Source organism: Paraburkholderia sediminicola (assembly GCF_902859805.1).
GTDB lineage: Bacteria > Pseudomonadota > Gammaproteobacteria > Burkholderiales > Burkholderiaceae > Paraburkholderia > Paraburkholderia sediminicola.
The window spans coordinates 31345-57201 of record NZ_CADIKC010000018.1 but is presented as its reverse complement, the minus strand read 5'-3'; the positions used below and the strand labels follow the sequence as shown (position 1 = coordinate 57201).

The 25857-nt window shown below is 59.3% G+C and carries 19 protein-coding genes and 1 pseudogene; 11 read left to right on the top strand and 9 right to left on the bottom strand.

The features are described from left to right. The first annotated feature begins 112 nt into the window (after positions 1-112). Positions 113-4150 carry a CheR family methyltransferase gene (locus R8871_RS35955; RefSeq protein ID WP_175054662.1) on the top strand — a complete coding sequence of 1346 codons (4038 nt, stop codon included), beginning with the start codon at positions 113-115 and terminating at the stop codon, positions 4148-4150. A 23-nt stretch (positions 4151-4173) separates the two neighbouring features. Here the strand turns inward: R8871_RS35955 and R8871_RS35950 are convergent, their stop codons facing one another. Further along, a complete protein-coding gene (locus tag R8871_RS35950; protein ID WP_175054661.1) occupies positions 4174-5259 on the bottom strand; it encodes a lysylphosphatidylglycerol synthase transmembrane domain-containing protein in 1086 nt (361 codons plus the stop codon). 300 nt (positions 5260-5559) lie between these two features. Between R8871_RS35950 and R8871_RS35945 the strand changes: the two genes are divergently transcribed. The 5 genes from R8871_RS35945 (at position 5560) to R8871_RS35925 (ending at position 11248) form a co-directional block, all read left to right on the top strand. Continuing rightward, entirely contained in the window at positions 5560-6597 is a 1038-nt protein-coding gene (locus R8871_RS35945; RefSeq protein ID WP_175054660.1) for a zinc-dependent alcohol dehydrogenase family protein, read from the top strand. A gap of 332 nt (positions 6598-6929) precedes the next feature. After that, complete coding sequence (locus tag R8871_RS35940) at positions 6930-8315, top strand: glutamate decarboxylase (protein WP_175054659.1); 1386 nt, start codon at positions 6930-6932, stop codon at positions 8313-8315. 27 nt (positions 8316-8342) lie between these two features. Beyond that, positions 8343-9863 (top strand): amino acid permease, encoded by a 1521-nt coding sequence (locus R8871_RS35935; RefSeq protein WP_175054658.1) that lies wholly within the window; start codon positions 8343-8345, stop codon positions 9861-9863. A gap of 33 nt (positions 9864-9896) precedes the next feature. After that, positions 9897-10940, top strand: a complete 1044-nt coding sequence (locus tag R8871_RS35930) for a DnaJ C-terminal domain-containing protein (protein WP_175054657.1) — start codon at positions 9897-9899, stop codon at positions 10938-10940. Further along, the gene (locus tag R8871_RS35925) at positions 10937-11248 is read left to right on the top strand and encodes a chaperone modulator CbpM (protein ID WP_175054656.1); all 312 of its coding nucleotides are present in this window, start codon (positions 10937-10939) and stop codon (positions 11246-11248) included. The genes R8871_RS35930 and R8871_RS35925 overlap by 4 nt, the downstream gene beginning before the upstream one ends. A 10-nt stretch (positions 11249-11258) precedes the next feature. Here the strand turns inward: R8871_RS35925 and R8871_RS35920 are convergent, their stop codons facing one another. The 3 genes from R8871_RS35920 to R8871_RS35910 form a co-directional block, all read right to left on the bottom strand. Beyond that, a complete protein-coding gene (locus tag R8871_RS35920; protein ID WP_175054655.1) occupies positions 11259-12548 on the bottom strand; it encodes an NRAMP family divalent metal transporter in 1290 nt (429 codons plus the stop codon). A gap of 42 nt (positions 12549-12590) precedes the next feature. After that, entirely contained in the window at positions 12591-13142 is a 552-nt protein-coding gene (locus R8871_RS35915; RefSeq protein WP_175054654.1) for a general stress protein, read from the bottom strand. A 79-nt stretch (positions 13143-13221) separates the two neighbouring features. Continuing rightward, positions 13222-13509 (bottom strand): hypothetical protein, encoded by a 288-nt coding sequence (locus R8871_RS35910; RefSeq protein ID WP_175054653.1) that lies wholly within the window; start codon positions 13507-13509, stop codon positions 13222-13224. 593 nt (positions 13510-14102) lie between these two features. On the opposite strand from R8871_RS35910, the gene R8871_RS35905 reads away from it, so the two are divergent. Beyond that, positions 14103-14822, top strand: a complete 720-nt coding sequence (locus R8871_RS35905) for a Crp/Fnr family transcriptional regulator (protein ID WP_175054652.1) — start codon at positions 14103-14105, stop codon at positions 14820-14822. A 516-nt stretch (positions 14823-15338) separates the two neighbouring features. Here R8871_RS35905 and R8871_RS35900 read toward each other — a convergent pair. Next, positions 15339-19379 carry a chemotaxis protein CheB gene (locus R8871_RS35900; RefSeq protein WP_175054651.1) on the bottom strand — a complete coding sequence of 1347 codons (4041 nt, stop codon included), beginning with the start codon at positions 19377-19379 and terminating at the stop codon, positions 15339-15341. Positions 19380-19643: 264 nt separating this feature from the next. Here R8871_RS35900 and R8871_RS35895 point away from each other — a divergent pair, with 264 nt between their 5' ends. The 3 genes from R8871_RS35895 to R8871_RS35885 all read left to right on the top strand — a co-directional run bounded on the left by R8871_RS35895 (position 19644) and on the right by R8871_RS35885 (position 21367). Further along, positions 19644-20363 (top strand): Crp/Fnr family transcriptional regulator, encoded by a 720-nt coding sequence (locus R8871_RS35895; protein ID WP_175054650.1) that lies wholly within the window; start codon positions 19644-19646, stop codon positions 20361-20363. Positions 20364-20571: 208 nt separating this feature from the next. Beyond that, on the top strand, positions 20572-21159 hold the full coding sequence (locus R8871_RS35890; protein WP_175054649.1) for a BPSL1445 family SYLF domain-containing lipoprotein: 588 nt from the start codon (positions 20572-20574) through the stop codon (positions 21157-21159). A gap of 61 nt (positions 21160-21220) precedes the next feature. Next, positions 21221-21367: a DUF3096 domain-containing protein gene (locus R8871_RS35885; protein ID WP_115102851.1), complete on the top strand. Its 147-nt coding sequence runs from the start codon at positions 21221-21223 to the stop codon at positions 21365-21367. Positions 21368-21570: 203 nt separating this feature from the next. Here the strand turns inward: R8871_RS35885 and R8871_RS35880 are convergent. From R8871_RS35880 to R8871_RS35870, 3 genes and pseudogenes are all read right to left on the bottom strand, one after another. Beyond that, positions 21571-22291, bottom strand: a pseudogene (locus R8871_RS35880) (Crp/Fnr family transcriptional regulator). 370 nt (positions 22292-22661) lie between these two features. Beyond that, positions 22662-23015, bottom strand: a complete 354-nt coding sequence (locus tag R8871_RS35875) for a hypothetical protein (RefSeq protein WP_175054648.1) — start codon at positions 23013-23015, stop codon at positions 22662-22664. Positions 23016-23086: 71 nt separating this feature from the next. Then, entirely contained in the window at positions 23087-23434 is a 348-nt protein-coding gene (locus R8871_RS35870; RefSeq protein WP_175054647.1) for a Spy/CpxP family protein refolding chaperone, read from the bottom strand. A 311-nt stretch (positions 23435-23745) separates the two neighbouring features. On the opposite strand from R8871_RS35870, the gene R8871_RS35865 reads away from it, so the two are divergent. Beyond that, entirely contained in the window at positions 23746-23925 is a 180-nt protein-coding gene (locus R8871_RS35865) for a CsbD family protein (protein WP_175054646.1), read from the top strand. Here the strand turns inward: R8871_RS35865 and R8871_RS35860 are convergent. Beyond that, a complete protein-coding gene (locus R8871_RS35860; protein WP_175054645.1) occupies positions 23920-24780 on the bottom strand; it encodes a sensor histidine kinase in 861 nt (286 codons plus the stop codon). The two genes, R8871_RS35865 and R8871_RS35860, sit on opposite strands and share 6 nt — an antisense overlap. Between the last annotated feature and the right edge of the window lie 1077 nt (positions 24781-25857).

The following is a 25857-nucleotide window of genomic DNA, read 5'->3' as shown; positions in this document are numbered from 1 at the left end:
GTCCGTTTGCGACGCAGGACGATAAAAGCTGAATGCCCCTGCGCCTGAAGTTCGATCAGCCGCCGCGTAATAGGCGCTACACTGGCGATCCAGCAGTCTCCAGCGTGGCGCCATGAATGATTCCAATAACACTTCTGCTGCGCCAGGGCTGGTCGTCGCTCCCCGCATAGTCGCAATCGGTGCGTCGGCCGGTGGCCTTCATGCGCTGAGCCTGTTTTTCAGGGCGGCTTCCGAAATTCCGGCCGACGTTGCCTTCGTGGTCGTTGTCCACCTGGCTCCAGGCGCCGAGAGTCATCTCCCGGGGTTGCTGGCGAAAGACACGGCTTTGCCTGTGTCGGCGATTGAGGACGGCGTTATACCGCGCGCGGGGCACGTCTATGTCATCCCGCCGAAGGTGTCGGTTGTTATCGAGCAAGACGCGTTCAGGCTGCGTGCCGCCGTTGATCGTCCAGCAATCCCCATGCCGATCGACGCGTTCTTCACGTCACTAGCGGCTGACCAACGGGACCGTGCTATCGGGATCGTGCTCACTGGCGCGAACGCGGACGGTTCAGCGGGCCTGAGAGCGATCAAGGCCGAGGGCGGCATGGTCATGGCGCAAACGCCTGACACGGCGGAGCACAGCGCAATGCCTGGCCATGCAATCGCAACGGGGTTGGTCGATTATGTGCTGCCGGTTGAAAACATGCCTGCTGCGCTGTTCGATTACATCACACGATCCACGGCCGGGACGTCGCTAGCCGCGGTGGATGCCGCGCGGCCAGTCGATCTTGAACCGGTGCTCAGGGCGCTTGCGGCTGCCGGATCAGATTTCAGGGGCTACAAACGGGGAACGCTTCAGCGTCGCATTGCCCGCCGCATGGCGGTCAACCGGATTGATAGCCTTGATGCCTATTGCGGCGTCCTGTCGGCCTCGCCCGAGGAGGCTCAGGCACTCAGTCTCGATATGATGATCGGTGTGACGGAGTTCTTCCGCGATCCTGATGCTTGGACCGCACTGTCCGAACGCGTGCTGAGCGTTCTGCTGGAGGAGCCTCAGAGCGAGCAGCCAATTCGTGTATGGGTGCCGGGATGCGCAACGGGCGAAGAAGCCTATTCGATGGCCATGCTGCTGACCGAGGAGATCGAGAAGCGCCGGGTGACGCGGCCGTTCATGATCCTTGCCTCCGACGTGAACCGCGTTGCGCTGGGACGCGCACGTCAGGGCATCTATTCGGCCAGCGTCGCGTCACCAGTGGGTGAAGCGCGGCTCGAGCGTTTCTTTCAGACGCACAGCGATGGATTCCAGATCCGGCAGGAACTTCGCGAAACGGTTCTGTTCACCCCGCAGAACCTTATTGCTGATCCACCGTTTTCCCGCGTCGATCTGATCAGTTGCCGGAACCTGCTGATCTACCTCGAGCCCGAAGCCCAGCAGCGGGTATTTGAGCTATTCCACTTCGCGCTCAATCCGAAGCGCTACCTGTTTCTGGGACGATCGGAAAGTACCGATCCCGATTCCACCCAGTTCCAGGAGGTGTCGAGAGCCTGGCGTATTTACCAGCGCAGTCCGGTCATCGCACCGGCTGTCACTGGCTACCGGTTTTCCGCAAGTACGGCGCGCCGCGAGGAATTCCCGCCCGCAAGCCGCGTCGGTGTCCGCAGCAAAGGTTACGCGGAACTGGTCAACGCCACGCTGCTGGAAGAGCACCATGCCGCCTCGGTGCTGATCAATTCTGCTCACCAGGTGCTCTACGTGAGCGGCTCGACGGACGAATACCTGACGCAGCCGGCAGGTGAGCCAACCGGCAATATTCTCGACATGGCGCGCGACGGCCTGCGCCTCAAGCTGCGGATTGTATTGCGCCGGGCGGTCCAGGACCAGGCAGCCTCGCCGGTCAGTGAAATCGTCGCTGACGGTGGCGCGCCCGCGGTGAAAATCACGGTGACGCGACCGTTCGACACGATGCATGCCGGCAAGGCATTGCTTGTCATCTTCGCGAGGTTGCCGACGGCCGACCGGCCTGCGTCGACGGCGCCCTCCGGCGCGGATTCCGACCTCTGGCATCTCGAGAGCGAGCTTCGCACAACGCAGGTAGAGCTTGGCAGCACAATCGAGGAACTGGAGGAGAGCAATAGCGAATTGCGGGTATCGAACGAAGAAATCCTTTCGATGAATGAGGAACTGCGCTCCGCGAACGAAGAGCTCGAAACGTCGAAAGAGGAGCTACAGGCGGTCAACGAGCAATTGAATGTCGTCAATTCCCAGCTCGAGCAGAAGGTCCACCAGTTGGAGGTTCTCAGTGAGGACGTCACGAATCTGCTTGCCAGCACGGAAATATCAACACTGCTTCTCGACAGGCAGGGTCTGATCAAACGGTTTACGCCCAGCGCGGCGAGGATCCTGGGACTTGCGCCGCCGGACATCGGGCGCAGGATCGTAGAGGTTCTCGGCAACCCGCTCGGCAACGCGTTGCCGGAGGAGGTCGACAGGATACTTCTGGGCCTCAACGAGAAGGTGGAAAAGGAAATCGAAACCGCGACCGCGGAATGGTATGTCCGCCGCATTACGCCCTACATTGCGGTTCGCGGAATGCCGCCTGCTGGCGTCGTGGTCACATGGACAGATATCACCCAGGTCAAGCTGTCCGATGAACGTGCCCGGCGCCTTGCCGCCGTGGTTCAGGATTCGAACGACGCGGTGACGGTATTCGACCTCAAAGGCCGCTTTCTCGCCTGGAACCGCGCGGCTAGCGCGATGTACGGCTATAGCGAGACTGAAGCGTTGTGTATGACCGTCTCCGACCTGGTCCCACGCGGTGCCAGGCAGGATCATCTCGACTTCATCCACCACGCTGAGCACAATGAGGCGCTGCATTCCTACGAGACACAGCGGGTAACGAAGGACGGACGCGTGGTTGATATCTGGCTCACGCTGTCGGTCCTGTCGGACGACGCGGGCAACGCTATTGCGGTGTCATCAACTGAGCGCGATCTCGTCAACCGCAGCGTGAGCAATGCTCACCTTCGCGAGCGAGCCGAACAGCTGGCGGTCGCCGACCGTCGAAAAAACGAATTTCTGGCCATGCTCGGCCATGAGCTGCGCAATCCACTTGCGGCGCTGGTTTCCGCCGGAGATTTGCTCGCGTCGAAAACGGTTCCGGTCACGCAGAAGGACTGGGCCGCCGGCGTCATTCAAAGGCAGGGGCGCGCAATGATGCACCTCGTGAACGACATGCTCGATATCACCCGGATAACAAGTGGCAGCATCGAGTTGAATCGACAGACGGTTCTGCTGAAAACAATCGTCCAGAGCGCCATCGAAGTTTGCCAGCCGATCGTCGATGAGCGCCGCCATTCATTGTCCGTCTCCCTGCCTGAAGAGCCCATCTGGCTAAACGCAGACTCGACCCGCCTGTCGCAAGTCATCGAGAACATCATAATCAACGCGGCGAAATACACCGCGCCGGGCGGTTCCATACAACTGCGGGCGACCACCGCGGCGCATCGGCTTTCACTCAGCATCAAAGACAACGGGAATGGTATCCCGTCCTCGATGCTCGAAAGTCTTTTCGACATGTTTGTCCAGGGGCCCGCATCCGGCAGCCAGCGCAACAACGGCCTGGGTGTTGGCCTGTCCGTGGCGCGGCGACTGGTCGAGTTGCATGGCGGTTCGGTTCGGGCCATTAGCGATGGCAAGACTGGCAGTGAGTTTGTCGTCGATCTGCCTCTCGATCCGGGACCCGTCCCCGGAGATCGGATCAGTTTGCAGCCGGCACCTGTCATCGCCTGCCCGCAGCGGATTCTGATTATTGATGACAACGCCGATGCGAGTGAGGCGTTGGGCATGCTTCTCGCCAATGAGGGTCATCAGGTCGAGACGCGCATAGATGGTGTTTCGGGACTCAGCGCGGCGGCGACCTTCAACCCTGACTTCGTACTTCTCGACATCGGCCTTCCAGGCATGGACGGTTACGAAGTAGCGAGAAGGCTACGCGAATCCGGGGCAAATCGAAATGTGATCCTGGTGGCCGTCACCGGATACGGACTGCCGGCGGATCGCCTCAAATCAGTCGAGGCTGGGTTCGACCATCATCTGACCAAGCCGGTCGACTATGAAGCCTTGATCCGCTTATTTGGCGCAGGGACGCAGGGGACGTCACGCATGTAGAGGTTCCCTCAGCCGTAAAGCGCCTAACGGCGCCGTATTTCCCGGCGCGCTAACCAGATGCCGGGCAGCATCGGCAGCCAGAACGTCAGGGCGCGCAACAGAAGGGTGGCGGCGAGCGCCGCCTCCATCGACACACCAAGCAGACTCAGCATCCCCACGGAGGTGGCTTCAAAGGTCCCCAAGCCGACCGGAATGGGACCGATGGTGGCCACCATTGACGCGATGATGAAGCTCACGAACACCACCCAAAGCGGCGGTACTTCGCCGATCGCGTTGAACGCAAGCCAGAGGGTCAAGGCATCGAAGATGAAGATGGCCAGTTGCAGTCCCACTGTCTGCAGCAGCAGGCGCGGGTTGCGCAGCAGGCGAGTGGGTGCGTCGGCCAACTCCTGGAGCAGCGCGGTCACGCCCAGGCACCTGCTGAGCCACGCGATCGGCGCACGTTGGCCCCATTGTTTGAGCCCCAGCACGGCAGCGGGCACCGCCACCGTCACGACCACGAAGATCGCCACGCCGGCGATCAGCGCCACGTTCAGCCGATGTTGAAGCCACAGCACGCCGGCACTTGCGAGCACCACGAACAGGTAGGCGATGTCGTACGACACCATGCCGACCAGCATGGCGGCCATCGCGATCCCGGCAGGGACTCGCCGGCCGGTCAGGCCGCGTACCACGAGCATCGTGCCGCTGATGCCGCCGCTCGGCAGCACCTGATCGGTAAAGACCTTGGCGATGCCGAGTGGAATCAGGGCGCGCAGAGACAGGGGATGTCCGGCCTGGCGCAAAGCCTCGCGCCATACGAATGCCGCACTGACATAGGTGCAGGACTGAACCGCAAGCGCGACAAGCATCCAGCCGGGACGCGCCGAGCGTATCAGTCCGGCCATCTTTTGCAGCGAGCCGAGGTGAAGCACCACCAGAATGACGGCGAGAAAGCCCATTAGCCCGACGATCCAGAACACGAGCGAGCGAAACCGCGATGATTTACCGAGCAGCCCAGGAGCGATGTGTACGAGGCCGGTTTCGGCGACGGGCATCGGCTTGGGCAGCAACGCGCCGGTTCCCGGCATACGCGGGGTACGGGCGGAGCGGATCTGCGAAGTGCTCATTGGACGAGATGGGATTGAAAGTGCCGCAAGAGTTTGGGCGCTTGCGGGTGGCGTCACGTTGCCTGCCCCTGAGCGCTTAAAAACACGTTGCTCGCGACCTGGCGCGATGTCGGTACGGTGCCGTACGCGGTCGGAGCAACGCGCTCGGTCGGCCGCCATGCGGTCTGCCACCGTACCGACTTTCTCCGGGTGACACGGCAGAGTGGGTTCAAGCGACGACAGTCGCGCGTCAGTTCAACCGCCCGAACAGACATGAACCACTGCGTACGGGCCGATCCAATGCAACCGGAGTTACCGACAATGAAAGCATTCGTTTATCTTGGTGCTGGCAAGAAGGCTGTTGAAGAACGGCCCAAACCCGAGATCGAGGCGTCCACCGACGCCATCGTCAAGATCAGCAAGACGACAATTTGCGGCACGGACCTGCACATTCTCAAGGGCGACGTCGCGACCTGTCAGCCCGGCCGCGTGCTCGGCCATGAAGGTACCGGCGTAATCGAGCAGGTCGGCGCAGGCGTCACGGCGTTCAAGCCAGGCGAACGCGTCCTGATTTCTTGCATCAGCGCGTGCGGTAAATGCATGTACTGCCGCAAACTCATGTATTCCCATTGTGTCAGCGGCGGCTGGATTCTTGGCAACAGGATCGACGGCACACAGGCCGAGTTCGTGCGGATTCCGCACGCGGATACCAGTCTTTACCGGATTCCCGACGGCGCCGACGAAGAAGCGCTGGTGATGCTGAGCGATATCCTGCCGACGGGCTTCGAGTGCGGTGTGCTCAATGGGAGGGTGCAGCCCGGTAGCATCGTGGCTATTGTCGGCAGCGGGCCGATCGGGCTTGCGGCATTGCTCACAGCCCGTTTCTATTCTCCCGCCGAAATCATCATGATCGATCTGGACGATAACCGGCTTGAGACCGCAAAGCGCTTCGGTGCGACCGCGGTGATCAACAACGCGGATGGCAATGCGGTGAAGGCGATCATGAAACTCACGGCCGACCGCGGCGTCGATACCGCAATAGAGGCGGTCGGCATTCCGGCTACCTTTGAATTGTGCGAGGCTATCATCGCGCCGGGCGGGACGATTGCGAACGTCGGCGTACATGGCGTGAAGGTCGATCTTCATCTGGAGCATCTGTGGGACCGAAACATCACCATCACCACGCGGCTGGTCGATACCGTCAGTACACCGATGCTGATGGATACGTTGCGCGCCCGCAAGCTCGACGCCAGCCTTCTGATTACGCACCGCTTCAGGCTCGATCAGATTCTCGACGCTTATGAGACCTTCGAGCGTGCCGCGGACACGCACGCGCTGAAGGTGATCATCTCTGCATAGCCGGTCGCCGCGACGATAGTGTTGCCGCTCGAGCGCGGCCTCTCATACATCACAGCGGCAACGTCAGCATGCCCCGGTTTGGCCAACTCCACGTGCTGACCGATTGGAACCAGTTCAGTAAATAACATCACCTTGCGCGTAATAGCGTTGTAATGCAACGAACAGATCGCATCGGGATGCCGCAGTGCGGTACGGCACCGTACCGACTTCGATTGGTCCTGCGCGCACCGTGGCAGTGGAAGCTCTCCCGTCTACCTGACGTCGCCATTCCGTTCGCCCAGGTGTTTGTTCACGAACCTGCCATGCTCAATTCAAGTCAGGAAACTCGCCTCATGACCTTTCTCAAGTCCCCGCCACCCACGCCCGATGCCGTCGCTGATGAATACGCCGCGATGATCTCCGGTTCGTCGCTCCCGAAGTACCGGATTCCGGAAACATCGTCCGACCGCCGAGCCGTATTCGATCTGGTGCGCGACGAATTATTCATGGATGGCAACTCACGGCAGAACGTCGCGACGTTTTGCACCACTTACGCCGACGACGAAGTTCGGCGCCTGATGGATCTGTCGATCGACAAGAACATGATCGACAAGGACGAATATCCGCAAACTGCCGAGATCGAAATGCGCTGCGTGCATATGCTCGCCGATCTGTGGCATGCCACGAAGTCGTGGAAGACCACCGGCTGTTCGACGACGGGGTCGAGCGAGGCGTGCATGCTCGGTGGTCTCGCGCTCAAGTGGCAGTGGAAAAAGCGCAGGCAGGCGCAAGGCAAACCGACCGACAAGCCGAACTTCGTCTGCGGACCGGTGCAGGTGTGCTGGGCGAAATTCGCGAGGTACTTCGACGTTGAGATGCGGCAGGTGCCGCTCAGCGGCGACGCGACCGGACTACGGCCGGAAGATCTGGCCCAGTATTGCGACGAGAACACAATCGGCGTCGTGGCCACACTCGGCATCACGTTCACCTGTGTCTATGAACCGGTGAAGGCGCTGGCGGGCGCGCTCGACGCCTTGCAAGCCAATGTCGGGCTCGATATCCCGATTCACGTCGATGCTGCCAGTGGCGGCTTCGTCGCACCGTTCATTCAGCCGGACCTTGAATGGGACTTCAGCGTATCGCGCGTCAAATCGATCAATGCGTCGGGCCATAAATACGGACTCGCGCCGCTTGGGGTCGGCTGGGTCGTCTGGCGCAGCACTCAGGACCTGCCCGACGAACTGATTTTCCGGGTCGACTATCTGGGCGGCGACATGCCGACGTTTGCACTGAATTTCTCCCGGCCGGCCGGACAGATCATCGCGCAGTACTACATGCTGCTGCGTCTGGGTCGCGAGGGCTATCGGCACATCCAGCAGGAGTGCGCCGACACCGCGCAGGCGCTGGCCGACGGTCTGGCGAAAATCGACGCACTTGAGATGATCTACGACGGGCGCGGCGCGTTGCCGGCCGTTTGCTACAAACTGAAGCATCCCGAAACAGCGGGTTTTACGCTATTCGATCTGTCCGACCAGGTCCGCATGCGCGGCTGGCAGATCGCCTCGTACGAGCTGCCAGCAGGGCGCGAGGACACCATCGTGCAACGCGTGTTGATCCGGCGTGGCGTGACCCGCGACATGGCGACGATGCTGCTCGAGGACATCGGGCACGCCGTCTCGCATCTGACAAAAAATCCGGTGCTGCATTCGACCGCCGGCCCTACCTTTCATCACGATTGATGTCGCCTCTTCGCAGGAGCGCACGAAATGGATAACACCGTTACTACCGCGGCCGCGTTACCCACCGTGGATGCCGCAAAGCGTGGCAAATACCTGAGCGTCACATCGATAGGCCTGATGACGGCCGCCGCGGTTGTCACCAGTTTGCGCGGACTTCCGTTGCTGGCGAAGGAGGAGATGACGATGTTCGTCTATCTCGCCTTTACCGTCGTTTTCTATCTGATCCCCGCGTCGCTGATTTCGGCTGAACTGGGCGGCGCGTTTGCTGACCGGCGCGGCGGGATTTACACGTGGGTTGCAGAAGCATTCGGCACACGTTGGGGCTTTCTCGCGATCTGGCTTCAATGGATTCAGAACGTCGTATGGTTTCCGGTCGCGCTGACCTTCGGCGCGGCGGCGCTCGCGTACACGATCGGCCGGCCGGAGCTGGCGAAGAACGGCGTTTACGTCGGGATATTCTGCATCGTCGCGTACTGGCTCGCGACGTGGGTTGTGCTGCAAGGCGTTGAAGTTTTTGCGAGGATCGCCAACTGGACCTTCGTGATTGGCACCATCGTGCCGGGCATCGTGCTGCTCGCGCTACTCGGCTACTGGATCAGCAGTGGCCACCCGCTCGGCTGGCAACACCTGAACGATGCCGCACTGTCTCAGGATGGCCATGCCCGCTTCTGGCCCGCGATTCACGGCTTTGGCACGATCTCGTTTCTTGCCGGCATCGTCTTGCTGTTTGCCGGTGTCGAGGTCCAAGCGGTTCATGTGATCGACATGCGCAGCCCGAGTCGCGGTTATCCGGCGGCCATCGGACTGGGTGCGCTGATTTCGGTGCTGATCTTCGCTCTCGGCGCCTTGCCGATCGCGGCAATCTTGCCGTACGAGAAGATCTCGCTGCAATCCGGCGTGTTCGACGCATTCGGTGCCGTGTTGGCGGACATCTGGCATATGGGCTGGGCTGTAGCCGCATTGTCGTTGCTGGTCGGCGTAGGTGCAATCAGTGGTGTGCTAGCGTGGCTCGGCAGTCCATCGCGCGGCTTGCTCGAGACCGCACATGAGGGCGAGTTACCGCCGATCCTTCAGGCGAAGAATCGCAAGGGAATGCCCACTCATATTCTGTTAGTGCAAGGTCTGATCGTGACCGTCATTTCGTGCTTCTACTTCGTGATCCGGGATGTATCGGTCGCGTTCTTTCTGATCTCCGCGATGACGATCGCGCTTTACCTGATCGCCTACATGTTCATGTATGCGGCGGCGATCAAGTTGCGCTATTCCGCACCTAATTTGCCACGACCATTCACGGTGCCTGGTGGCTTAGGCGGTATGTGGTTGACGGCCGGCATTGGTTTTATCGGAGTGCTGTTCAGTTTCGTCGTGTCGTTCTTCCCGCCAGACCAGTTGCCGGTCGGCTCGCCCTGGTTTTACACGGGACTGGTTGTCCTCGGCATTGTCGTGTTCGCGGGCATTCCGCTGATCATCCACCACGTGCGCCGCAGCGACTGGGCGACCGTTCATGACGCACCGTCTGTTCGTCCCGCCACGATACCGCTGAAATAGGTGCGCGCGCGGCCTCTCTCATAGGCCTTCGATATGAAATACAAAGACTATTACGAAGTGCTGGGATTGCCGCGCAGCGCGACACAGGACGATATCAAGCGTACGTATCGCAAGCTCGCTCGCAAATATCACCCGGACCTGAGCAAACTCGACGACGCGGAGCCGCGCTTCAAGGAGGTCGGCGAGGCGTACGGCGTGCTCAAAGACACGGAAAAGCGCGCGGCCTACGACCGGATGGGCGACCAGTGGCGCAATGGTCAGGACTTCGAGCCGCCGCCGCAGTGGGACGAGGGCTTCGAATTCAGCGGCGGGGAAGACCGCGGAGCCGAGGATGCACGCTTCAGCGAATTCTTCGAGGCACTGTTTCGCGGTGAACATGCCGGTGGTGGTCGCGCCTCGACAAGACGCGGGCGGCACGCTGCCGGCGGCAGACATGATCGCGCAAACGCGCAAGACATGGAGGACGCCTATGGCGGTGTGCCGCACTCGGCTTCGGGGCAGGACCACCATGCCAAAGTGGTGATCGATCTGGAAGATACCTATCGTGGGGCGCAGCGCACGATTTCGCTGGAGATGCCAGTACTGGATGCGAGCGGCCGTGCCGTGCTGAAGTCGCGGACGCTTGACGTCTCCATTCCGAAGGGCGTGCACAGTGGGCAGCATTTGCGACTCGCCGGCCAAGGGGGGAGGGGTTTCGGAGAGGGGCGCGCTGGAGACCTGTACCTTGAAATCGCGTTGCGCCAGCACGGACTTTTCAGCGTCGACGGCCGCGATGTGACGATCGTCGTGCCGGTAGCCCCTTGGGAAGCGGCACTTGGCGCCCGTATTACCGTGCCGACGCCCGACGGCGCCGTCGAAATAGCCATACCCAAAGATTCCAGCGGAGGCCGACGCTTACGCTTGAAAGGCAAGGGAATCCCCGCGAGCGGTCCGACCGGTACACCGGGAGATCTCTATGCACAATTGAACCTCGTTCTGCCGCCGGCTGACAGCGAGCAGGCACGCGCAGCTTACGAGACACTACGACAGGCGTGTGACTTCAACCCGCGCGCGCACTTTTCAGGTGATGCATCATGAACGAATCGCGCACTGGCTGGCTCGAATGCCTGATCGTCGAGGAGCAGGTGGAATTTACGCTACTCGAATTGTGCCGGGTGTCCGGCGCTTCTGAAGTCCAGCTCGTTGAATGGATCGAGCAAGGCGCAATTGAGCCGAAATACGTCAGCGAGGACGATGGCCCACACTTCGACGGCGTCTCATTGCGCCGTGCGCGCAAGGCTCGCCATCTCGCGCAGGATCTCGAGATCAACGCTGCCGGCATCGCGCTCGCACTTGATCTGCTTGATGAAATCGAAACCTTGCGAGCGCGGTATCTAAGCCGATAGCGCAGCGCCCTCACGCGAGCCAGGTGACACCCATTGCCAAGACTGTTGCCGCCATCGCGCCGGTAGCAACCCAGCCGAGGACACGTAGTGCTGGCGGCAGCGTGAAGCCGGACATGATGCGGGTACGCATCGAGAGATGCATCATGACGATCATCACGGGTACCGCGACGATACCGTTGAGGACTGCGCTCCAGTAGAGTGCCTTGACCGGATCGATCGATGTGAAGTTCAGGCCGGCACCGATTGCCATCGCCATGGCGATCACGCCATAGAACGCCTTCGCCTGCGACGGCAGGCGCGCAAGGCCCACGCGCCATGCGAATAATTCGCCCACCGCATATGCACCCGAGCCGGCCAGCACGGGCAGTGTCAGCAAACCGGTGCCGATAATGCCGGCGGCAAACACAACGAACGTAAATGGACCTGCAATCGCACGCAGCGCTTCCGCGGCCTGCGCCGAGGTTTGAATATCGACGAGTCCGTGTGCATGCAAGGTCGTCGCCGTCGTCACGACGATGAAGAACGCGATCACGTTCGAGAGTGCCATGCCGAGGTACGTATCGACGCGGATCCGCGTGAATTCCGCGGGCGCTTCCCATGGCGCGTGGGTCAACGGATGTGCGCCGGGTCGTTCCTTTTCGTCTTCGACTTCCTGCTCTGCCTGCCAGAAAAACAGATAGGGGCTGATTGTCGTACCCATGACCGCGACGATGGCGACGAGGTAATCCGGCTTGATGGATAGCGGCGGCAGCAAGACAGCCCAGCCCACCTGATCCCACGGAACTTTGACAACAAAGGCGCAGATCACATAGCTGAACAGCGACAGGCACAGCCATTTGAGCACCGAGACATAACGTGCATAGCGCGTGAACACTTCCAGCACCACTGACAGCAGCCCGAATCCGCACACATAGAGTAGTGCGGGACCCGAGATCAGCAGCTTGAGCGCTGCGCCCATCGCGCCGAGGTCCGCACCCAGGTTGATGATGTTCGCGACGAGCAGCAATCCGACTACGCTTGTCGAAAGCCAGCGCGGATAGTGCTCACGCAGATTGCCTGCGATGCCGCTGCCAGTCACCCGCCCGATGCGTGCGCTGATTTCCTGGATCGCGGCCATCAACGGATAGCTGAACAGGAGTGTCCATGCGAGGCCATAGCCGAATTGCGCGCCGACCTGCGAATACGTCGCGATTCCGCTCGGATCGTCGTCCGAAGCGCCGGTGATGAGTCCGGGGCCCATCACCTGCAAAAGCTTTGGGCGAGTCGGCTGCTTGACCGGATCGCGGGTGAGTGTATCCATGAAAGGGGTGCTCCTGATGGCTGGCGAGGCCGTACCGGCCCCTCAGGCAGTTTCGGGTGTGGCAGGCTCGGTGGGCGTGACGCCTTCGTGCGAATCGAGACGGGCCGGTTGATGGGTCACGAGAACGGCTTTTGCGCGCGCCATGTCATCCGGCGTACCGTGGGCCATCACGATGAATCCTTCGGCTTTGATGGCGGCCTCGTAGTGGACCACGCTTTCCTTCGGCAGTCCCGCATTGACGAGTGTTGCGCCTAAAGCACTGAGGGTGCCGACAACAACAGCCCCTTCGACCGCCGACACGATAACAACAGCGAGATGGCCCAGCACCACGATCGGGCCGAGCACCGGAATCGTCAGAAACACGCCGCCCATCAGCAGACCCCACAGGCCGCCCCAGAACGCGCCGAACTTGCCCCACATCTTCATACGGTCCCCGATCGTGTAGAGACCGACGATCTTTTCCTCGGTGTGATAGCCCTTGCCGACCACACTGAAATTTTTCATATCGAAGCCGCCGTCTATCAGCTTGCGCACGGCAGCATCGGCTTTGTGGTGGTCATCGAAGACCGCGATTACGACGTCATAGGGAGTCATGCGATTGATCCTTGAAACGATAGGAAGTAGGCGAACTATTGCGACCGCTCACGGTAAGATTTGGACGTGCGGCCCCGCGCTATTTCAGATTGTTGAGCTCGGCACGTGCAAGCGTCTCAGCCGATTTCCATGCGACATCTTCACATTCAAAGAAAGTGTCGAGTTTGACGATGAGGTCATTGTTCTTTGCTGCGCCTTTCGGAACGACACACACGCTCGCTATCCAACCATCGGCAATATGGTTTCTGACGGTCATGTAAGCGTCGTGTGTCTTGCTTGAGATGATTCTGTCTGCCATAGCGTCGCCCGTTTGATTAAACGACAGCCACACTGGCCATCGTCGCTGCCGGTAAAGCTTGCGGTTCATCGAAAACCATCAGCATTGCTATTAATCCGCTACGACTCGTCTGTCGGCGCCGACATCCGGTCAATACCCGTGCTTGCCGTAAAAAACTCGTCTAAGCATGACTTTCTCCCCGCTGGTCGGCGATATGAGACACGATACGCTCACTGAGAGAGAAAGCGGTACGACAACGTACAAAGACCTGTCTATGTTCAAACGCACAATCCGCCCTGATCTCCACGGACTTTTTTTGATAGCAGGCAGCCTCCAGTTCTCCGACGCTTGTCGCAATCATCAGACTAGATTTAACGTCACGGTGTTTTGCGCAACTTGGTCGTTCTTGCCAATTTGATTGTCGGCGTTCGTGCAATGCGCGTGGACAGGTGTGCCGCAACGCATAGTCATGCCAGGGCGCGGATCGGCGCCGTAATTTCGGCGTGACTTATAATCTGCTGTGTAACGGCCAGATGTTGATTGGCGCGACGATTGCCGCATGGTGACGCGCTGCGGCAGGGTCCGCAAAGGTGTCGGAGCATTTTTCCTCCTATCCATACTTACCGGTCAGGGAATCGTCGGCGAAAGTGGCGTGGTTCCGGGCGAACTGCGGAGAGTGCGCAATGTCTCAAGATCATCGTCAACACGAAAACCATCTGCTGGCGGTGTTGCCAGACCTGGAGTGGGGGCGTGTGTTTCCACATCTGGAGGCCGTGGATATGCCGCTCGGCAAAGTCGTCTACGAATCCGGCGATCGCCTCAACTACGTCTATTTCCCGACCACCTGCATCGTGTCGCTGCTGTATGTGATGGAGGACGGTGCGTCCGCCGAAATCGCGATCGTCGGCAACGAAGGGCTCATCGGCATCGCGCTTTTCATGGGGGGCGAGACCACGCCCAGCCGGGCGGTCGTACAAAGCGCGGGCAACGCGTACCGGCTGGACGCTCAAATCCTGAAAGCAGAATTTCATCGTGCCGGTCCTGTTCAGCGCCTTTTGCTCCGCTATACGCAGGCGCTGATCACCCAGATGGCGCAGACTGCTGTGTGTAACCGACATCATTCAATCGACCAGCAGTTGTGCAGGTGGCTGTTGCTAAGTATCGACCGTCTCTCTTCGAACGAACTGAAGATGACGCAGGAACTGATCGCCAATATGCTGGGCGTGCGCCGATCCGGTGTCACTGAGGCCGCGTTGAAATTGCAGGATGCAGGTCTGATTCGCTACAGCCACGGGCACATCGAGGTACTGGACAGACCGGGACTTGAAACACGAGTGTGCGAATGCTACGGCGTAGTGAAGCGCGAGTTCGACCGGCTGTTACCCGCTTTGAAAGCACTATAGAAATGGCGTGAGTGCGCCTCAGTGCAAATTCAGTTTCATGAAGGAGCTGGATGGGGAGCAAAGAAAAGAATTGCAGCTGTGGTGCCGCTTTGCGCCGCATTACGAAGTCATTGAAACGGGGGCTCCGAGTCGACGAGTTTGTCAATGCATCAAGCACCGGTCGGGCTGCTCGATGCCGCAGCAGTCAGCAATCCGCCACATTGCTGACGAAGAACCCAGGCCGCCTCAATGGCGGATAACTCACCGAGCAAACCAGCGAGGCGAGCGTCCGCTGCACTCCGGAAGCGGTCGTGGCGGTGTGAAAACTCAGAACGGCAGTTGTGGGTCGACGAGAGCCGGTCGTCGTCGGGCTCAGTTCGACCCACTCGTGCCACTCGCGGAAGATCGGCGAGCGTCCGCTGTTGAGCCGGCACGAGACGTTCGCTGATGACACATCGATCTTCCGGTCGCAAGCGACCGTACCGAACGGTCGAAGCGAGGTCGCCCGCTGGCATCCGTGTAATCTGGTTAGCGACTTCACTGGTTTGCTGCCGAGATCCCTCCCTCGGCAAGCAACCGCATTAACACCTGAAGGTCCACCGGCTTGGTCAAGTGATGGTCGAATCCCGCCTCGGCTGACTGGAGTAGATCCCCTGGTTGCCCGTAGCCCGTGACGGCTATCAGTATGGTGTCTCGCAACGCTTCAGACTCCCGTAACTTCCGTGCTACTTCATACCCGTCCGCTCCAGGCAACCCGATGTCCAGAAGGACGATGTCTGGTCTGAATGTCGCGGCGACACCGAGTCCCTGGATGCCATCGGCACGTGTCGCTACCACATGACCTTCGCAGGTCAGAAGCAGAGCGAGTGCCTCGCGCGCATCCGTGTTGTCGTCAATGATCAGTATGCGTTTGGACAATGTCCCGGTCGATACCCGCACAGCGTCGACCGGTTCCACGTAGGGACGCGACACGTCCAGAGGCAGGTCGACGATGAACTCGCTACCGGTTTCGCCATCACTGCTAACCCTGACTGTGCCACCGTGCAACTCGACCAGCCGGCGAACCACGGACAGGCCGACTCCCAGCCCGCCATGGACCCGTCCGTCAGCCCCGGACCCTCTGACGAACATGTCAAAAATACTACCGAGCATTGAAGACGGGATCCCTCTTCCGTTGTCCCTGATACGGATTGACAACCGGTGCCCGGTTCTTTCCGCTGTCAGACTGATTTCCCCACCGGGAGCGGTGTATCTGGCCGCGTTGATAATAATATTTTCCAGAACCTGCGATAGGCGCACAGGGTCGACATACAACTCCAGGGGTTCGTCGGGTAGCGAGACCGACAGGCGGTGATCGCGTTCGTCGATCATGGGCTGGCACACTTCGACTGCGCCGCGAACGACTGTATTCAGCGTGACAGTCTGACAATGCAACTCGATGCTGCCATTTGTGATGCGCGTGAGATCAAGCATGTCGTTGACCAGTTGCGTCATCACGCGCCCCTGTCTCTGTATGACACCGGTGGCCCAGGCCTTCTGCGGCGCGGCAACCGTTTCGTCGGCAAGCAGATCGCTAGCTGAACACAGGGCAGCGAGCGGATTACGCAGTTCATGTCCGAGCATTGCCAGAAATTCGTTCTTTCGCCGGTCGGCCAGTGCAAGACGCTCGGCGCGCTCGCGAAGCTGGGCATTGCTGGCACTCCGGTTGGTGAGATCGCGCTCCGTTGTCGCAACAGCGGCACCTCTGCCCAGATCGTCCGACAGAACCGATAACGTTATCCATATGTCGAGCGTCCGTCCGTCTTTCGTTACCCTCTGGGTCTCATAGGAATGCAGCGCCTCGTTGTTGGCAGCGTGGCGGATGAAGTCGAGATGATCGTGCCTGGCGCCGCGTGGCAACATGTCGGAAACGGTCATACGCAGCGCCTCGGTCTCGCTATAGCCATACATCGCGTATGCAGCCCTGTTCCATGCGATAAAGTGGCCTTTGAGGTCGAATACCGTTACGGCGTCGTTCGAGTCCTGAACCACGGCAGCGAGACGTCGTGCGCGTTCGTCGGACAGCTTGACATGGGTGATCTCGGTCCAGGTCACCACGGCGCCGGCGGGCGCGGCTCCGCGAATTGCAATGTACGGTGTGACGCGGCGAACATACCATTGTGCGGTCGCGGTTTCGATTTCCTTCTCAGCCGTCTCATCCAAACCAAGAAGCACCCGGTCGACATCTTCCTGCAAGGCGATGCCAAGCGGATTACCGAGGACGTCTGCGAATACGCGTCCAATGTCAGGCGGCGCCAGTCCAAAAATCCGCCCCGCGCTGGGCGTGAAGCGTTTGATCACGCGATTCTGGTCGAGAAGCAGCGTCGCGATGTCCGTGCTGGCAAGCAGGTTCGTGACGTCCTCATTCAGGACCTCCATCTGATGGACCTTCTGCTCAAGCTGAGAATTGACGGCATTCAACTGTTCATTGACTGCCTGCAGTTCTTCTTTCGACGTCTCGAGCTCTTCGTTTGCTGAGCGCAGCTCCTCGTTCATCGAGAGAATTTCTTCGTTGGATACCCGTAATTCGCTATTGCTCTCTTCCAGTTCCTCGATCGTGCTGCCAAGTTCCACCTGGGTCGTGCGAAGTTCGCTCTCCAGGTGCCAGAGGTCAGAATCCGCACCGGAGGGCGCAAGCAAGGCGGCCCGGTTGGCAGTTGGCAACCGGGCGAAGATGACGAGCAAAGCCTTGCCCGCATGCGCGGTGTCGAACGGTCGGGTCACCGTGATTTTTACCGCCGGTGCGCCGCCGTCCGAGACGACCTCGCTAACCGATGAAGCAGCCTGATCCTGAATCGCACGCCGCAAGACAATCCGTAGCTTGAGACGCAGACCCTCGCGCGCCATGTCGAGAATGTTGCCCGTCGGTTCGCCCGCAGGTTGCCTCAGGTACTCGTCGGTCGAACCGCTTACATAGAGCACCTGGTGAGCAGCGTTGATCAGCACGGACGCGGCATTGTGTTCTTCCAGCAGGGTGGCGTTGACCAGTTCCGCGTAACCCTTACTGCGAATGCCGACGCGACTCGCGGGCGGAAATTCCTCGTGGCGTACGGTTTTTGTGGAAAACCGGTAGCCGGAGACGGTCGGCGCGACTACCGGACTGCGCTGATAGATACGCCAGGCCCTGGACACTTCCTGAAACTGGGTGGAATCGGGATCGGTACTTTCCGATCGTCCCAGAAACAGATAACGCTTCGGATTGAGCGCGAAGTGGAATAGCTCAAACACCCGTTGCTGTGCTTCCGGCTCGAGGTAGATGAGCAGGTTCCGGCAACTGATCAGGTCTACGCGGGAGAACGGAGGATCGGCAATCAGATTCTGAGGGGTGAACAGGACCTTTTCGCGAAGCTCCTGCCGGACCTGATATCCATCGGCGTGCACAAGAAAAAAACGCTCGAGCCGGTCTTCGCCGATGGGTAACGCGACACCCGGTGGATAGACGCCCTGTCGTGCGCGTCCCAGCGCCACGCGATTCACGTCAGAGGCGAGGATCATGAACGGTCGCGTCACCCGGCGCTTCTCAAGCTCTTCGGTCAGTAACATGGCCATCGAATAGGCCTCTTCTCCTGTCGCACATCCCGGCACCCACACACGAATGGGCTGCTCGCCGTCCGGCTCTTCGAGAAGGCTGATCAGGACCCGCTCGGACAGTGCGTTCCATGCATCGGGATCGCGAAAGAACTCGGTCACACCGATCATCATATCGAGGCTCAGGGCCTGCGCTTCCCCGGCCGTGGTTCTCAGGATCTCGCAATACGCATCGAGGCTGTCAATCCGGTTGACAGTCATGCGGCGAGTAATGCGACGCTCCAGCGTCCCCCGCTTGTAACCCCTGAAATCGGACCCGGCAGCAGAAAGCGCTCGAAGCACCGGTTCAAGATCCACCGGATGCGCGGAATTCGCGGAAGCCGGAGACGTCCCGACACTGGAGCGCACGATGTAATCGAACAGTGCTGCCGGCATGTTTTCGACTGGCAACACATAGTCGACCAATCCCGTTGCGATTGCGTGGCCGGGCATTGTGCTGTGCTGGGCCGTTTCAGGCGTCTGCGCCATCACCATACCGCCCTCGGCCTTGATGGCTCTCAGACCCGCCGAGCCATCCGCATTCGCCCCCGTGAGCACAATCCCGATGGCGCGCTCGCGTTGATGGGCGGCAAGCGAAGTGAAGAACTCGTCGATCGGCATGGGAATTGATGGACGCTCAACAGCAGCCCGTAGTCTGAACGTGTCCTGCGTGAGAGCAACTGATACTTTCGGTGGAATAACATAGACGTGCCCCGCGCGCAGTATTGCACCGTCCTCGATGACCGACACCGTCAAAGGTGTGTTTCTCGCCAGCAACTCCGGAAGATGGCTCTCGGAGCCGGGAGCCAGATGGACGACAATTACAAAGGCAACGTCGTTGGGGATCGCGGAGGCCGCCTTGAAAAACTCGCTCAGCGCATGAAGGGCGCCGGCTGACGCGCCGATCGCGACTATTCGCGGAGTGATGGTGGCTGGCCGGGGTGTCGTGCAACTGTTATTGGAATCATTCATGGCGCGCCGCTGGAGACTGCTGGAATGTCAGTGTAGCGCTCAATCTGCCGCGAATGATCTAAATTTAGGTTCGGCGGGATCCTGCTTCGGTAGACCCGCTTCGCCAACTGATGAAGCAGAAACCGGCCAAAGGTGAAAGAAACTCATGGCTACCTGCTCGATTTACCATGCGAGCTGCTACAAATGTCCGTATCGATGTATCGTGCGCCGGAACCTGGCGGCGTAAGCGGTACGGTTTCCCGACTGCCTGCGGAGATGTAGCAAATGCTGAAGGAAGATCATCGAAACGGCAATCACCTGCTTGGGGTGTTGCCCGAAGCAGACTGGGCACGTTTCGCTACGCATCTGGTGCCCGTGGATATGCCACTGGGTCAGGTCATCTATGAGTCTGGCGACCGTCTCGACCACGTCTATTTTCCGGCGACCTCCATCGTTTCGTTGCTGTACGTCATGCAGAATGGCGCATCCGCCGAAATTGCAATCGTGGGTAACGAAGGGATGATCGGCATTGCGCTCTTCATGGGCGGCGAAACTACCCCGAACCGGGCGGTTGTGCAAAGCGCAGGACGAGCCTACCGACTGGATGCCCGTATCCTGAAGGACGAATTCCATCGCGCTGGGGTCGTGCAGCGGCTGCTGCTGCGCTACACCCAGTCACTGATCACACAGATGGCGCAGACCGCGGTGTGCAATCGACACCATTCAATTGACCAGCAGTTGTGCCGTTGGTTGCTGCTTAGCATCGACCGGCTACCGTCGAACGAATTGACGATGACGCAGGAACTGATTGCCAACATGCTGGGCGTCCGGCGCGCCGGCGTGACAGAAGCGGCGATGAAACTGCAGGATGCCCGGCTGATCCGTTACAGCTATGGCCATATCGAGGTACTGGATCGACCCGGGCTCGAAAAACGCGTATGTGAATGCTACGAAGTTGTCAGGAAAGAGTGCGAAAGACTACTGCCTGATCTGAAGGCAATGTGACACGTCCACCCTCTTAGCGTTTGCGGAAACGCACCTCCCGTACAGATCTTTGGGTACATCAATTTCCCACCAGGAGTATTGCGCCTTCATGCACGCTGGCATGGCCGCATTGTGCACTGTTCGCTGCATATTTTGTACGCTGTCGTACCGCATTCCCGTCCACTTGCGTGTAGCGTTAGATATATCCAGGAACAACATGGGGGAAATCATGCTACGACGAACATTCATATGGGGTACGCCGGGATCGATCCTGGCTATTGGCCTCGCAGTCTCAGGTTGCACGACGACCGGAACATCCGATGCCAGTAGTCATCAGACCGACAAGCGTCACACCATCGACGCGGGTGTCGACTCGACTCTTGCACGCCTTTACACCGCTGCCAACGGTTCACGTGAACTGGTAGGCAAAGCACGTGGCGTACTCGTGTTCCCGTCGGTCATCGCCGCTGGCTTCTGGGTCGGCGGCCAGTATGGTGAGGGCTCGCTACGCGTCGGCGGCAGCACGGTTGGGTACTACAGCACCGCAACCGGTTCGTTCGGCTTGCAGATCGGCGCACAATCGAAAGCAATCATTTTCCTGTTCATGACCGAGGACGCACTCAACCGATTCCGTAACAGCGAAGGCTGGTCGGCTGGCGGTGACGCGTCAGTGGCAATACTGAAAGTCGGCGCGAACGGCAACATTGATACCACCACCGCGACGGCGCCGGTCGAAGCGTTCGTGCTAACAAACAGTGGCTTGATGGCCGGTGTGACGCTCGAAGGCACGAAGGTCACGAGGCTTAAGTCGATATAACGAGCGACACAGGCGGGACAGGTTTGCGTCTGATTATCGACTTCAATCCGAAGGAGAGGGCATGCATATTCTCACGAACGCGGGCCCGCTGGTATCGCTGATTGCCGGCATTCTGATTCTCGTGGTGCCTCGCCTGTTGAATTACATCGTTGCGATCTATCTGATTGTTATCGGGCTGCTTGGACTGTTCGGGGGACATCTCCACTGAATCGAAACCGCCCATCAAGCAGCACGTAATGGTGACATCGGATGCGTTGACAATATTTATTTTGATGACGAGGCATGGGGGAATTCGCTATCTCGTGATCGACACGAGAAACTGGATGCGTGAGCGGCAGGTGATGATTATTGAGGAAGACCGTACGACATCGGGGCCATTGATAGTTCGCCTTTAAGCAGACGATGCGCCTCTTATAGCGCCCCCAGATCAGGCAGCAACCGGTCGAATTCCTGTTTCACCACGCCATAACATTCACACACGCGTTGCTCTAGCCCCGGTCTATCCAGCACCTCGATGTGCCCATGACTGTAGCGAATCAGTCCCGCGTCCTGCAGTTTCAGCGCCGCTTCCGTCACGCCGGATCTCCGCACGCCAAGCATGTTGGCGATTAGCTCCTGCGTCATCTTCAACTCGTTCGACGGCAGGCGGTCCATGCTGAGCAGCAGCCAGCGGCATAATTGCTGGTCGATCGAATGATGCCGGTTGCAAACGGCGGTCTGGGCCATCTGCGTAATCAGTGCCTGGGTATAACGCAACAACAGCCGCTGCACCGGGCCGGCTCGATGGAATTCCTCCTTCAGAATCCTGGCGTCCAGCCGATACGCCGCCCCTGCGCTTTGCACGATCGCCCGGCTCGGTGTGGTTTCGCCGCCCAAAAAAAAGCGCAATGCCGATGAGTCCTTCGTTACCCACGATCGCAATTTCGGCTGACGACCCGTCTTCCATGACATACAGCAGCGAGACGATGGACGTGGTCGGAAAATAGACATCGTGAAGGTGATCGCCCGACTCGTACACGACGTGCCCCAAAGGCATTTCAACCGGCACCAGATGCGGGGTAAGACGGAGCAACTCCGCTTCGGGTAGAACGGCGAGCAGGTGATCTTCTTTGAAACGAGGTTGGCTTTGCATGTGTCGCCCCCCGTGCACCTCCCCAGAAACTGCACGTCTTCACCGATTTGTTCCGGGCAATGTCAAGTTTCGACGGCAGCTTGGCGAAAGCGTCAGACAAAAAAACTAGCGAAGCCGCTGCGGCATGGCAGTACGCTCTAAACTCCGAGTTTGACCGAGCCCTCTTCAAATTATAGTTTGATCGCGCGCGATGGGTATGGCTCGTCGTTGCGCGCGCTGACGCGCCGTCAGCCGTGGTTCGCGTGTGGCCACGCTGAAGGTTCGTTGAGTTGAAAGAAGGGCTGAGCCGGCGCGCACGCTTCGGATAATCGAAGTTCCCTCTTTACTTAAATGGTGCCCCAGAATATCAGCAATACGCGGCTCCTTCGCTCTACCGGAACTGGAGCGGTATAAACAAGCTTATGCCCGGTGCCGACTCTGGGGCATAGACCACGGGGGGCGGTGCATACACATAGTCCTGGTTACCGTAATAATCGCCGCGACGGTGGTCATCGCCGTGATGCTGATACGCCTGCCGGTTGCCGTGATCCGACTGATGTCCTTCCTGGTTATGCCGATAGTTGTTACTTGCGCCATGCTGCTGTTGGCCCTCGTGGTTGCTATTTCCTTCGCCAAAGGCCGGTGCCATGGACATGCCGCCAACAGCCAATGCCAGGCAAGCTGCAGCCATGATTCTGGTCTTCATCGAGCCAAGGCACGCGGCTCGCACTCTTTGGATTTTCATGATGTGCTCCTGTCTGCGATCCGGGGCCTCACTGAAGCCCCAGCCCGCTTCCCGTTGCGGGTATCCCGAGATCACCCTTTCTTGGCGGAGTGGCGATGGTCAGTCTGGAAAATCAGATCGGCATTCTTCTTCTGAACGTCGGACATGCTGTCGTACAGTGCCTGAAACGCAGGAGTGAGCTTTCTGATGCCGTCCGCATGGGCGTCGGCGATCTGGCCATAGGACTTGAGATCGTCGACCGCGCTCATGCTGTTGACGTTACTGGCCCGTGCCTGTCTGAGCGAGTCCATCGTGCCCGCATTGTCACGCATGACCCGCGCGACCTTTTGCCAGAGTTCTTCCTGCGCCGCGGTGATCTGAAGTCTCGTGTGAAGTCCACTGATGCGCGTATCGACCCGGTCTTGGGTTGCAACGGTCATCACGCTTGCACGTGGTGGAGTCTGAGAGGGGGAGGTAGCGCCTGCAGGATTAGCGAACGCCGTTAGAGCGAGAAAAACCGCTATCGCGAACGCCGATACAGTTCGCGGTTGGAATTGAGGTGCAACGAGTCTCATGATCGGTCTCCAAAGGAGTTCGATGGACTCGCGAAGGGATTGCCATCGGTACGGCGAATTCCATCGAACAGATCATATGTGCGCCAACTCCCGAGCGGTGTCTGTCCGGTGGCGGACCGATTGTTTTACCGATTGCCATCATGCTGTTCCGATCGAAGCAACGCTCAAGGTGCACAATGATGAACAAGGACCAGATGCAGGGCTGGATACGGGAGATGACCGGCAAACTGCGTGCCGGCCTCGGCAAGATCATCGGAAACCGGACGGTCACTTGGAAGGGGCGCGTCGAGCAGGTCATCGGCAAGACGCAGGTATCGTATGGCAATGCCAAGGCGCGTCTCAGGAAACGCTCATAAGCCACCGATGCGCCGGTCGATCACGATGGGCAGCCGAAGCGTGAATTCGCTACCGGTACCGGGGCCGGCGCTGGTAGCCGACACCGTGCCGCCATGAGATTCAGCAACCGCCTTCACGACGGCAAGGCCGATCCCCAAGCCGCCGGCGCTTGCCGCAACTGTTCGGCTGGATTGAGCGAAGAGGTCGAAGATATGTGGCAGAAGTTCGCCCGATATGCCCAGACCACTGTCCCTGACGGATACGACGAGGTCCTTCCCGTCAGCGAGCACATGCACGGTAATGCACCCATTTTCCGGTGTGTATTTCACCGCGTTATGCAGGACGTTGTTGAAGGCCTGTGCGAGCCGGACAGGATCGCCGTCAATGACCATTGTCCTGTCGGAAATTTCCACGGTGAATATCTGGTTGCGTCTGCCTGCTTCCAGTGCAGCCGCGCTCAATGGAGCGGCCAGAACCGTGGCGACGTTGATGCGTTCCTTGCTGATGCGAAGTGCGCTCCTGCCGACCCGTGTAGCGTCCATCAGGTCGTCTGCAAGTCGGGCAATGAGTGTAATTTGCCGGTCGATCATGGCAAGCGACCGAAGCACCTCCGACCGATCCGTCGACACCCGGCGAATGAGTTGCGTGGCGAGCCCGAGCGGAGTCAATGGTCCACGAAGCTCGTGGGCCACCATCGCCAGAATCTGATCCTTCAGCTGCGGTGCGCCGACAGGATCGCCTACCCTTGGCGAATGAGCGAAAGGAACGACAGCGGTCTGCGGCAAAGCGTGCTCCATCATTTCGTCCGAGGCGACCGCGCGTCTCAAGACAGAACCGTATGCTGATAAACCGGCGGACGTAGTATGTGCTGACATTTTTATCCCCATTTCGCACCGGACGGCGCGCGAGGAACCGGCGATACGTTCCGGGCAGTTGCTACACGGTCACAGTAACTGACCGCGGTGCCAGTACCCGTCCCGGCGTTCCCAAAGGTCTGCCTTGCGGGGGCGATTCAACATCGTTGATGCACGCAGGTCCAAATAGACAGTCTCATGGGATGACGCGGTAAGTCTGTACGGTGGCGGTCGGATCAGTAAAAGCAACCGTAAAGGGAGCGCATCAGATAGAACAGATGACTGTTCTGCGCTATCGCTTGGCCAACGTCCGCGGCCGGTCACTCCGGTACGCAGAAGGGCTGCCGCATCAGGCGCCGGTCGGCCAGTTGCGGACCTTCGACAATCTCAGGTAAATCGCCGACAATCCGAACCGTGCGGTCGGTCTATTTCGTCACATGCGGGAAAGCTAAAGTTTCAGCGCTATCGGCCGACAGTGAGACTGTTTGGTAAGCGAGTCAGCAGTTGCTGAACGCACTCAACGAGACCTTCCAAAAAACGGGTTCGTTATGTTTGGCCGAGCTGTAGCAGTCGCTTTGATGATCATGGTCTTATGGGCGTGCCTTCGTTCACGCAGTAAGGCATATGTGTTCTGCGTGCTGCTGGCATGCGCGCCGGTGGTATGCGGGGCTGCAGGAATATCCTTTCAGCTACGCTCACTTAACTTCTGTGCGCTGCTTTTAGGTATCGCCGGATATATCTATTTTGCATTTGCAAGTTTTTTAGTCCGCCCAAAACTTCTTGGAGCCGTGACAGGCATTGTATTCACGACGCCCGTGGTCCTCGGCATTTTAATTTTGCCGGTTGGAGGACTAGGAATAATGTTTTTTTTGGGCGATGTTGTTGCGCCTTATGCGACTGTCGAAGTACGCGACGGAGTTCAGTGTCGTACCAAGGAAATCGGAAACGCTGCGGCCGGCGACGGAGTTCAGGTTGAGTTGGTACGGCCGCTTTGGGGTTTTGCTTACAAGACAATGTACGAGCACTCTTACATGTATTCGCAAACCTCGCCTCCAGCACCTTGCGGATATGCCTATGCCCAGCTAGGAGCGTCTCGGC